Source organism: Phocaeicola sp. (assembly GCF_048170425.1).
Classification (GTDB): Bacteria; Bacteroidota; Bacteroidia; order Bacteroidales; family Bacteroidaceae; genus Phocaeicola.
Genome location: NZ_DBEXBB010000245.1, coordinates 1 through 12,299 on the forward strand (window position 1 = coordinate 1; position 12,299 = coordinate 12,299).

The following is a 12,299-nucleotide window of genomic DNA, read 5'->3' on the forward strand; positions in this document are numbered from 1 at the left end:
AATCCTCTGCTGAAAATTTTCAAAAAATAAGTCCGAAACAAAAGAGTCCGGACTTATTCGTCTAAGGAAAAATGCAGTTTCACAACTGCCTTAACAAAACCTAGAAAAGGATTTTATTATTTTGTACCGTACGCTCCGAAGCGAGCTTCCACTTTCGGAGAGGTATAAGTCACTCCATTTACTTCCAGACCTGCTGAGAAATAAGGCTGCATAGCTGCATCATTATCATTGTAAGCACCAGTCAGCACCGGTGAGCCAGCCTGTACATGGAAGTCCCATGTATCCTGATATACATAATCAGTCAGCCCGACTTCATTAATCGGATAGTTCACAAATTCCGGATTATTAGTCGCACATGCATCCTGTGTTTTTGTAATTACACTGTTTGCATCTACTACTCCTTCATTATAATCTTCATGTGCATAAGCATATCCTTCCCAAGAGTAAGCCACACCCGACTCATCTGCAAACACAACGTCACTTTTCTGTGTTCCTGAAGCATAGTAGTTATAGTCAATAACCGACTTATCATTGTATCCTTCTTCCGGATCATTAGGAATATCAAAACTAGGAGTCATGGCTCTGAACTTGCAGTTCACCATCAGGTTATTGAACACATTGACCAGTGCATTCTTTTCCACATAGACACATCCGCCTTTTTCACCGTCACGACGCCACCCTGCATTGATAATGGTATTGTTGTATGCCTGGATTTTTGCCATACCACGTGTTTCACTCTGACCTGAGCTGGAGAGTTTCAAGCCGTTGGTGTTCGGGCTAAACATTACGTTTCCAGCTACATCGACCACACATCCTGCTTTTACGTTTACAGCTTCTGCACCATCATATCCGTTTGCAGCAAACACATTGTTAGCAATAATGGCATTTCCACCCATCAGATAAATACCATCTGACCAGCCGTTACGCAATACAGAGTTGGTAATGACATAATGTCCATTGATATTATTGGTTGTAATCTGCGGATATGCATCATCTCCAGCGGTATACACTTCAGTTGCAGCAGCAGGAGAACCTTCTACAACCTGACCTCCTGTGTACTCAATGATTGTATGGTCAATCAACATTTCCTCACAAGTGGATGAAGCCACAATACCTCCCCAAAGACCTGCAAAAATATTTTCTTCTGTACGTTCATCTTCCGGAACAGAGAACAAGATAGGCTTTTCAGCAGTACCTTCACAATACAAGTTTCCGTTTACAGTGAACTCTACCGGAACATGATTGGCTCCTACTCCCGCTGTACTTACAATAATTTTCACACCTTCTTTGATTACAAGGCTTTTACCTTCGGGGACTGTGTAATGGCTAGTCAGATTTACTATCGTATCTGTAGGCCAGACAATGATGTCGCCAGTTGTCTCTCCATTTCCACCATCGGTATTTTCATCGTTATTTCCATCATCATTGTTTCCGGGAGTCTCTGTTCCATCCCCATTTGCAATCGGGTCTTCTTCTGTACAAGCTGCCATAAAGGACAATGCTATCAGAGCCGTGCCGGCCAACAAATAATTTTTCAGTTTCATTTTGTAATAATTTAGAAATGTTAGTCAATATAGTTCTTTATCTCTTTATTATAGTTTGTATCTGATTCCCAGCATAAATGACTGTCCGTGCCATTCCTTACGTTCTATCACATTGCCATCGTTACGTTCAGAGTTGACATTTTCCGTACGAGAGCCACTCTGAATAAAGCGAAGTAAAGGAGTATCCAGCAAGTTAGATGCCTTGGCAAAAAGGCTGATACCATTCTTAAAGCTTTTTTCTACAGAAGCATCCAACTGCATATAACCATCTTCCCAAATATCATCATCATACCAGTTAGAAATATCACTCAAACGCTTTCCGGTATAACTTCCGGCAATCTGTCCTTCCCAGCCATATTTCGTACTTTTGAACAGCAATGACAGGTTAGCTACATGGGCAGCCTGACCAAACAACGGACGTGTCTGAGTACATGCTTCCACATCATTTCCGTCCATAATTCGCTTTTCGGTCGTAATGGAAGAATGCGTGTAAGTATAATTGGCTTTTATTCCAAACCAATTGAAATATTTCATTACATCCACTTCTACTCCCAAGTTGGTTGCATTACCAAAATTCATCGGCTTATAATAGGTATCCTGTCCTTCATTCAGCAATCCATATTCAATCGGATTCTTCAGTTTCTTGTAAAACATACCCACCATGAACTGCTCGGATGATTTCGGGAAGAATTCATAACGCAAATCGAGGTTATCGGCTACCGTATGCTTCAAATCCGGATTTCCTTTTTCCTTATAATCTTCATTGATAATGCTGTAAGGAACAATCTCAAAGAAACTGGGACGATTGATGGAACGGGCATACGAGAAACGCAGGTTCGCATTTTTATGTACTCCATATTTTGCATGGAAGCTCGGCAATACATCCGTATATTTCTGGTATCCTTCAGGATCTGTATTTTCTGTAGGAAACTTCAAAGTGTAACCTTGATTGGTATGTTCCACACGAACTCCGGCAATAAATTCCCATTTCTGGTATGTGTATTTCACCATTCCATATCCTGCACCAATCTTTTCAGTGGCATCATAGTTTAACGGGTCACTGATGTTACCGTATTTAAGCGGGGTAAACAAGATTTCATCGTAGTTATTCCAGTCCTCTCCCTGATACTGCGGATCTTTCACTCCCGTAGCAGAGTTAAAAGTATATTCATTGAAAAAGCTGTCACGTTTCTTATCACGGTACATACCTCCTACTGAAAAGTCGAATACAGAACCTCCATCCAGTTTCAACTTATACATCAAATCAAGGTATCCTGCCTTGTCTTTATCGGAGTTGTGTTCCCAACGACGGATTGCTGCTCCAGAAGTCTGTACATGATTACCAAGCAAAAAGATTTCTGCATTATCCGGTGTTTCACTATATGCCTTTGAAAGTACAGCCGACCAATTCAAGCGCAACAAACCGCCTTCCAGAAAAGCATGCTCACCTTTCAGCGTAGAATTGATAATGTACTGATGATTCCATTTCATACGTACGGCTCCTTCCTTATCATCACGTCCATCACGTACTTCCGCTTCCCTCATATCCATATAACCATTATACCAAGTCAGCTTATGATTGGTTTTAATATGATAATCCAGTTTGGCATGTGCCCCGATACGAGTCTGTTGCGAAGAATAATTTCGGTATTCGATACCATTGTGGGTTGTTCCCGGCTGATAATACAGCTGGCTTTCTTTTCCTCTATACGTATTCAGGTAACTACCAGCCAGCATCACACCCAATTTATTGTGAAAGAACCGGTCACCGTAAGATAGTCCGGCAGTCAAATCTGGCAATGGCTTGTTCCATTTCATCCGCAGATTATCTGTCGTAAAGTTATCCATTGTCACACGGCTGTCTTCCGGCATTCCCATCTGTTCGTAAGGAGATTTCTTTACAATTGCCCCATGATTGAACGACTGGAAATCACGGTCAAAATACATTGCATTGTAACCGGTTGACAGATTTGCCGTAAACTGACGTTCAGAAGGTGCATCCTTCATAATCAAATTGACCGCTCCTCCTATTCCGTCACCTTCCATATTAGCGGTCAAAGATTTGGTTACTTCCAGACGGTCCAGCATTTCTGACGGGAAAATATCCAGCGGCACAAAACGGTTTTTGTTGTCCGGACTCGGAATTTTCACTCCGTTCACCAATGTATAGTTGTAGCGCTTATCCATACCGCGAAGAATGGCATACTGTCCTTCACCACTACTGTTACGTTCAATTGTCACACCGGACATTCGCTGAATCACGTTGGCCACTGTAATATCCGGAGATAGTTCTATCGCCTTAGCACTCATGACATTCACCACGTTCATCGCCTGACGTTCAATGCCTCTTGCACCCGCTTCAGTTCTTCCCGGATTAGAAGCTACCACAACCACTTCATCCAAAGCGACGTCATCACTCTTCAAAGGAATTACAATTTCTTTCTTATCTGCTGCTATGCTGACTTCATATTTTTTATAGCCCACATAAGAACAGACCAGCGTATATTTGTCTCTGTTTACCGACAAATTAAAACTTCCGTCCAGTCCGGTTACCGTTCCTTTTCCAGGGTCTTCCTTCACAATTACCGATGCACCGATAATCTCTTCTCCAGTCTGCGCATCCTTAATTTTTCCTTTCACCACACCGGCTTGCAATCCTGTCGATACCAGTGATAATAACACCAATACAATCTTAGACTTCATTTGTTTTCCTTATTTGCTGCAAAAGTATCCCATGTGATTTTCATAGGTATTGCATAGAGATTTCTATTGTGTTACATTTACACGTGATATTCTTGACAATAAAAAAGAGGTATTTTCAGGTTCACCCCGCAAATACCTCTTTTTACAGACATATTACAAATATGATTATTTATCCTTTATTTCAGGAAAGATAATTCCCTTTATGACCTCCTTCCAGCATTCCCTTACATCTGTGTCCATGATAATAAGGAAAGACATTTATCCACAAGAGAAGTGCAACTTCACACTCATTCAGCAGCAGTTTTACCCAATATCCTGAAATGCTCCCTTATCACTCCTTTAAGAAACCGGCTACTTTTCTTCTATACTGAAAATTTCCTGCAAGATACTTACCGCACTCCGCACATCAGTCACCTTCGATACCACCATACTACGACGCCCATTCTGCTCTCTCAGATTGCAATAACGAGGGTTCTTGGCCATGTAATCAATAAATTTTCCGAAAGCCACACTCTGATAATACGGACTATCCAAGTTGCTGACAAAGTAGAGCGTCATCCGTTCTACCTTTAATACCACTTTTTCCACTCCCAAACGCTTGGCTAAACGTCTCAACGGAACAATACGCAGCAACTCTTCACCTTCTGGTGGTATTTTTCCGAAACGGTCAATCAGCTTGACTTTAAATGCTTCCACATCCTTATCCAGTTCAAGCTTGTCCAGTTCCCGGTACAGCAACATTCGCTCACTGCTGCTCGGAATGTATTCATTCGGGAAGAGCAGTTCCAAATCACTTTCTACCGTACATTCATCCACAAACTCCTCTCCACTGATTTTTTCTTCACCTGCTTTGATTTCCTCTGCATACAAATCGGCAAATTCCTCGTTCTTCAGTTCAGTAACCGCTTCATTCAGAATCTTCTGATAAGTCTCATATCCCAAATCAGCAATAAAACCGCTCTGCTCTGCACCCAGCATATTTCCAGCCCCACGGATGTCCAAATCCTGCATGGCAATGTGAATACCACTTCCCAAATCACTGAAATTCTCAATGGCTTGCAAACGGCGTCTGGCCTCTGGAGTAAGCGATGACAAAGGAGGAGCCAACAAATAACAGAAAGCCTTCTTATTGCTTCGTCCCACTCGTCCGCGCATCTGATGCAAGTCACTCAATCCAAAATTCTGCGCCTGATTGATAATAATGGTATTGGCATTAGGAATGTCAATGCCACTTTCAATAATCGTCGTGGCCAACAACACATCATAATCATAGTTGACAAAGTCAAAAATAATCTTCTCCAACTCTTCCGGCTGCATCTGTCCATGACCGATGCATACCCGGCAATCAGGTATATTCCGTTGAATCATTGCCTTCAGTTCCACCAGATTCTGAATACGGTTGTTCACAAAGAAAACCTGCCCGTTGCGGCTCATTTCAAAATTGATGGCTTCGGATATAATTTCTTCATTGAATGTATGCACTTCCGTCTGAATAGGGTAACGGTTGGGAGGAGGTGTCTGGATGACCGACAAGTCTCTGGCTCCCATCAAAGAGAACTGAAGGGTACGCGGAATAGGAGTTGCCGTCAGTGTCAACGTATCTACATTGACCTTCAGCTGGCGAAGTTTTTCCTTCACGCTTACACCAAACTTCTGCTCCTCGTCAATGATAAGCAAACCCAAATCCTTGAATTTGACACTTTTGCCGATAATCTTATGCGTACCGATAAGGATATTGATTTTTCCATCGGCCAACTCTTTCAAAATACGGCTTGTATCCTTTGCCGTACGTGCCCGGCTCAGGTATTCCACCTTACAAGGCATATCCTCCAGACGTTTCTTAAAAGTCTGAAAATGTTGATAAGCCAATACCGTAGTCGGCACCAGCACCGCCACCTGCTTGTTGTCGGTCACCGCCTTAAATGCGGCACGGATAGCGACCTCGGTCTTACCAAAACCCACGTCACCACAGACGAGACGGTCCATCGGCTTATCACTTTCCATGTCCGCCTTTACTTCCTGAGTAGCCTTCAACTGGTCTGGAGTATCTTCATACAAGAAACTGGCTTCCAGCTCGTGCTGCAAAAAGCTGTCCGGGCTATATTTAAACCCTTTCTCCTGTTTACGCTGAGAATAAAGTTTAATCAAATCACGGGCAATATCCTTGATTTTCGTTTTTGTCCGTTCCTTGATTTTTTCCCAGGCTCCTGTTCCCAGCTTACTGATACGGGGCTGTTCTCCTTCTTTCCCTTTGTACTTGGAAATTTTATGTAATGAATGAATGGATACAAACACCACATCCTCATTCTGATACACCAGTTTGATGACCTCCTGCGTAGTGTTTCCGTTCGGAATACGCACCAGTCCTGCAAAGCGTCCGATACCGTGGTCGATATGTACCACATAATCGCCCGGTTCAAACATATTCAGTTCCTTGAGCGACAATGCCACTTTTCCACTACGCGCCTTGTCACTGCGAAGGTTGTATTTATGGAAGCGGTCGAAAATCTGATGGTCCGTAAACACGCAAATCCGCAACGCATGATCCACAAACCCTTCATGCAACGTACGGTCTACCGGTTCAAAGGTAATGTCATCGCCTCTTTCCTTGAATATATCTTTCAGACGTTCCGTTTGCTTCATACTGTCCGAACAAATATACAGACGGTATTTCCGTTGCAGGAAATCGGTGAAAGAACTTGCAACCAAATCAAAATTCTTGTGGAAAATAGGTTGTACGGATGTCTCGAACGACAAGCGTGCCTGCGGAGTTCCTAAGGCCTTATGTCCGAAATCTATCCGGAAGAAATCAAGGGCACGCACCGTAAACTCTGCTCCATCAATCAGTTTTTTGGACAAATTCATCAGTTCCGTCTGCTCGCCTTCATACGCCTTCAGTGCCTGAGGAGAAACCGCCTCATCGTGTACGGCCTGAATACGTTCACGTACCCAGAGCAAATCTTTTACCCACAGCGTAGCCTCCTTATCCACAAAATCCAGGAAACAGATATCTGCCCCTTCCGTCCCCGAAAGTTCAGGTACAATACAAATGGAATCTTTTTTTTCCTTCGACAACTGAGTTTCTACTTCAAATGTACGCAAGCTGTCAATCTCATCTCCAAAAAAGTCAATTCGATAAGGATATTCCGACGCAAAAGAATACACGTCAAGAATACTGCCGCGCAAAGCAAACTGTCCCGGCTCATAGACATAGTCCACATGCTCAAACCCATACTTGGAAAGCGTCTCCATCAGTTTGACCGTATCTTCCTGCTGTCCCACTTTCAGCGTCAGCATCGCATCTGAAAGCCGTTTCCGAGAAACCACTTTCTCCGCTAAAGCCTCCGGATAAGTGACTACCGTGACCGGCTTCTTCTGCTCCAGTCTGCTCAGCACTTCCGTGCGAAGAATTTCATTGGCTGCATCTTTCTGCCCGTATTTGATGGCACGACGGTAAGAAGACGGGAAAAACAAGATATCAGCCTCTCCGTCCACCTGCACCAGGTCATGATAAAAATACCCGGCTTCCTCCAAATCGTTCAGTATAAACACATGAATTCCCGGTATCGTCCTAATCGATGCCGAAGCAAACAAGGAAGCACACGAACCGTGCATACCTTCCAAATAAACAGTCTTTATATCCTTATTTTTACGTAAAGAAGCCAAGCCTGTCACATTGGGATGCTTGGCATATACCTCTTGAAGCTCTTTTATACTCATTGTCTCATCAATAGATGCTGCAAAAATAAGCAATCTCGTTTGAATATGCACACAAAAAACGAAGAATACCGCAGCAACTCTTCCTTAAAATTTGAAGCTGATGCTTCCGTACGGCAAACAATTTCCTCTCCAGTGCACGGAATAAAAACTCAAAATTTCCTCTTCGGAAGGGTTTCCCACAACATTATACACACCCAGACGAAGCAAGAGCAATTTCTCGCCGAATGATTTCCGGTAAGAATAGCCCACATCCACCCGATAATTCAACGGCTCACGCTGTTCACGAAATTCTGCTACCGACAAGGGCTCATAATCTTCATTCAAGAAGCGGACTTTTCCGGAACGCATCATACCTCCTACGGAAAAAGAAGAACGAGTCGTCAGCTGATACGACAAAGCTCCTCCCAACTGATGGGGTACATCGTACAAAGAGGGCATCTTTCCTTTTTCCGGCAACTCACCAAACCACTCCCGGCTCCGGGAGTAGGCATACGACAATTGTAGGCTCCAACGCTTCCAACGCTGATATAAATACCCTTTCACCCCATAACTGTCTCCATTACCTACCATCAAGTATTTCTGCCAGCTCTCATCTTCAACCCATGTGTTCGGACGAAAAGCCAGCACATTCCTTCTCGTTTTATAATATACAGAAACCTCACACTGCCCCGAATCCATAAAATGCTTCCACCCCATCTCATAATGTTCAGAAGAGCGAGGCTTGAAACCGTCAATGCTGGGCATTCTGAAGTCTGTGGGCAAAGAGAAGCTGTCGAAACGAAGGAAATGATAAAACTGCTCCATCTTCGAAAAGTTCAGATAAAGCAGATTCCTTTCCGACGGGAAGTATTTCACCGACAGACGTGGCTGAATACTATAGTATGACCGGTGGTGCTGTGGGCAATAGGCCACTCCATGCACACCCACCTGTACTGAAAATTCCGGTGAAATGCGCAACAGGTTATCATAATAAACCGACACCTGATTCACCGGCTCATGCCGTACCCGCATCTCCTCACCTTGTGAAACCAAATCGTAGACTTCATACGCATATTTCACCCCCCAGCGCGCATGATAGAGATTTTCAAGCGAATAGTTAAAATCCGTAGTCACATTGAGCGACTTAATGCCACTATGTACATACCCGTCCGTATCCTCTTTTATCTCTCCCATATAAGCCCGATTGGTATAAGCAGAATAAAATACTGCCGTCGAATTTCCCAGTCTTCCCTTCTGTGTGGCAAACGAGAGCTGATAAGCCTGATTGTCCCAACGCAGCACCGACACATTTTCACCGTTTTCCTGGAGAGGCAAATGAAAATCATCCCGGGCACCGTATGCCAGGAAATTCATTGTAGTAACGGGAGACAAGTTATACGACAGCTTGGCATTATAATCATAAGTGGAATGGTTCAATCGATTTCCTTCCGACAAAAGACTATCGAAAAAATCAAGCCAGCTTCTGCGTGCCCCGACCATGTACGACAGTTTATTTTTGATAAGTGGCCCCTCAAGCATGACGGAGGCGGCCGGCATGTCCAATGTCAAGGTGCGCACATGCTCCTTTTTATTTCCCTCTTTCAGGTTTACCTCCGTGACCGACGAAATCCGTCCCTCCAAAGGAGTTGGGAAAAAACCTTTATGAAAGACCATATTCTTCACTGCATCCCCGTTGAACACAGGTAAAAGCGAACTGAAATGTCCGGGATGAAAAACCGGCACACCGTCCAGCAGCAACTGATTCTCATCATATCCTCCCCCGTCGACCATAAAATTCTGTCCGGCCAGGGAAGAAGTCACCCCCGGCAGAATCCATATCTGCGAGAACAAGTCTCCTCCACTAAAAGCCAGTAAATTGGATGGAGTCAGTTCTCCCAGTTCATTTTCCCGTTTGTCCGACTCCACGGTGATTTCTTCTATCTCAAACGCCAGCGGTTTCAAACGGGTACGGATAAAACAGTCCCTCGCCACCCGGACCGGCTGTACCTGTGGAATATACCCCATATAAGAAGTTTTCAACATGTATGCTCCTTCGGGTACATGCAGACGGAAAATACCCTTTCCATTCGAAATAGTATTCCATTGCTTTCCATCCTTATCCTCCAATATAACGACGGCTCCGTACAAACGTTCTTCGCTGTCCTCTTCGCATACCGTACCGCTGACATCAAAACTTTCAATCTTCCGTACATGAATAACCAGTTTCCGGGGAGGTACAAAAGCGATTTTCACCTGATAACCGGAAAGGATGCGATGCAAAAGTTCTTCTACCGTCATTTTCCCTCCCGGCTCTATCCGGCACACCTCACCTAACTCCATCTGTGCAGGATTATATGAAAGTACGATTCCCGTACTTTTTTCAATCCATTCAAACCACTGCAATACGGTAGCGGAAGAGGAGTTCACCTGTATCCACTCTTCCGCTACCGTATTCACTGATTTTACTTCCTGCCCCCATGCTTCCGGTCGCGCAACCACGCACATCCACAGCAAAAAGAGCAGCCACTTACTTTTCATATAACCTGTAATGTTTTCCTTTCACCAATGTCTCGCATTTACACCCACAGAGAAAAGCCAGTTCTCCGGCTATGTCCGGCTCATTACTGTTTATCCGGGTAGTTATCAGGTTTTTCTCCAGACCTTTGGCCAAATCAATCTGTATGCCAGTTTTTTCCCGAATTATCTTCACCACTTCCGTAATAGGTGCCTGCTCAAAAACCAGTACCGAATCATCCACGCCGAATACATCCTGCGGACGAAGAATCGTATCCGCTTTCAGCATGTTCCCTTTCAGTTCCGCCTTTTCATTGGCCTGAATCACCACTTCATGTTCAGCGGCTTCCACACGCACCTTTCCGGTTTTCACAAACACTCCGGCTTTTTCTTTCTGCGCCGCGTCTACCAGGAACGAAGTACCAAGCACTTCCACATCCAGAAAATCGGTTTTTACCCTGAAAGGAATTCCATGCATCTTTTTCACCTGAAAGAAAGCCTTCCCTGTCAATGTGGTCATCCTTCCTTTTCCTTTATCCGAAAAATAATAAGACAATGTAGCTTCAGGATATAAAATAACCTCAGAACTGTCGGGCAGAAGTATCTGTTTTATTGAATTTTCCTCATTAGCATAATACAATCCCTCTTCCGCCGGTGTACGGAAAAGATAAAAGGCACCGATACCCAGCAACACCAATAACGAAGCTGCCACAGAAAGGAAAAAGGTAACCTTCCGTTCGAATGACATTGGCCGTGTCCGGCTTTCCAGACGCGGCTCGATTTTGGTCCAGGCTTTACCCGTATCAAAATGAATTTCTTCCGCAGTTTTTACCGGAGCATGAATCAGCTTGCACATCTGTTCAAACTCTTGTCGATGAGCCGCAATCCATGTGTCCAGTTCCTTTTGCTGAACAAGACTTAGCGGTTCACCCACAAAATAACGGGCTAGCAGTTGGTCTATATTTTCCTTGTTATTCATGGTCTTATTCACAATTTATAATAATGGACAAAATAATGGCAGTCACCGTTACCAATAGCGCACCATGCGCTGCCACATACGTACGAAGCAACCTGATAGCCTTTGTCATCTGGTTTTCCACTGTTTTCTCTGACACCTCCAACTTCTCAGCTATTTCACGATATTTCAATCCCTGAAGCTTGGCCAGTAAAAAAACGTCCTTGCATCTGGGAGGAAGAGTCTCCAGTGCCGAGTCCAATATATCCTGAAGCGTCTTACCTCCTTCAGGAGTTTCATCCGGCATACAACTGGCAGAAGCCGGATGAGCATCTATCGACACCGTATCTTCCTTACGCTTCCGCAGAAAGGATACGCAACTGTTTCTCACGGAAGTAGTCATATAGGCAGCAAACTCCTTCTCAGGCATGTCATCCAGTCGTTTGTTCCATACGCTGATAAACAGTTCCTGCACAATATCTTCCGCGTCGTCCTGGTCAGAAACATATCCATAGGCTATACGGCACAGCCTTGAATAATGTTCCTGAAACCGGGATTTGAATATGTCCTTTCTATCGGCTCTCATTATCATGATTCCGTCAATACGAATTATCAGAATTTCAAACTTACACCAGCTGTCAAGAAGCCTTTATTTCCTAATCCGGCTTCTACAAAACCGCCAATCCGTTCATTTCCTACCCTCAAGGCTATCGGATTTACCTGATAAGCGAACGAAGCGCTCAAATCTGCTTTCTTAGCAACCTTCTTTCCGGCATCCGTCAAAGCTGTTTCTTTGTGACGACTCAGGTTCACACCGGCAGCAGCCGTTCCATACAATTCAAACAAGCCTCTTTTATAATATACAAATTCTGCGGCAGGAAGAA

The 12,299-nt window shown here is 44.1% G+C and carries 6 protein-coding genes and 1 pseudogene; all 7 read right to left on the reverse strand.

Going from position 1 to position 12,299, the window contains the following annotated elements:
• Nucleotides 1-116 precede the first annotated feature (116 nt).
• Nucleotides 117-1,544, reverse strand: a complete 1,428-nt coding sequence (locus ACMJ0U_RS09680) for a right-handed parallel beta-helix repeat-containing protein (RefSeq protein ID WP_417129757.1) — start codon at nucleotides 1,542-1,544, stop codon at nucleotides 117-119.
• 48 nt (nucleotides 1,545-1,592) lie between these two features.
• Nucleotides 1,593-4,247 carry a TonB-dependent receptor domain-containing protein gene (locus ACMJ0U_RS09685; protein ID WP_417129758.1) on the reverse strand — a complete coding sequence of 885 codons (2,655 nt, stop codon included), beginning with the start codon at nucleotides 4,245-4,247 and terminating at the stop codon, nucleotides 1,593-1,595.
• 351 nt (nucleotides 4,248-4,598) lie between these two features.
• Nucleotides 4,599-7,967, reverse strand: coding sequence for a transcription-repair coupling factor (mfd, locus tag ACMJ0U_RS09690; RefSeq protein ID WP_417129759.1), 3,369 nt, complete (start codon nucleotides 7,965-7,967; stop codon nucleotides 4,599-4,601).
• 84 nt (nucleotides 7,968-8,051) lie between these two features.
• Nucleotides 8,052-10,484, reverse strand: a complete 2,433-nt coding sequence (locus tag ACMJ0U_RS09695) for a TonB-dependent receptor plug domain-containing protein (RefSeq protein ID WP_417129760.1) — start codon at nucleotides 10,482-10,484, stop codon at nucleotides 8,052-8,054.
• On the reverse strand, nucleotides 10,474-11,439 hold the full coding sequence (locus ACMJ0U_RS09700; protein WP_417129761.1) for a FecR family protein: 966 nt from the start codon (nucleotides 11,437-11,439) through the stop codon (nucleotides 10,474-10,476). Before ACMJ0U_RS09700 ends, ACMJ0U_RS09695 begins: the two co-directional genes overlap by 11 nt.
• A 4-nt stretch (nucleotides 11,440-11,443) precedes the next feature.
• Entirely contained in the window at nucleotides 11,444-12,001 is a 558-nt protein-coding gene (locus tag ACMJ0U_RS09705) for an RNA polymerase sigma-70 factor (protein WP_417129762.1), read from the reverse strand.
• A gap of 26 nt (nucleotides 12,002-12,027) precedes the next feature.
• Nucleotides 12,028-12,299 (reverse strand): annotated as a pseudogene (locus tag ACMJ0U_RS09710) (hypothetical protein); the annotation flags it as partial.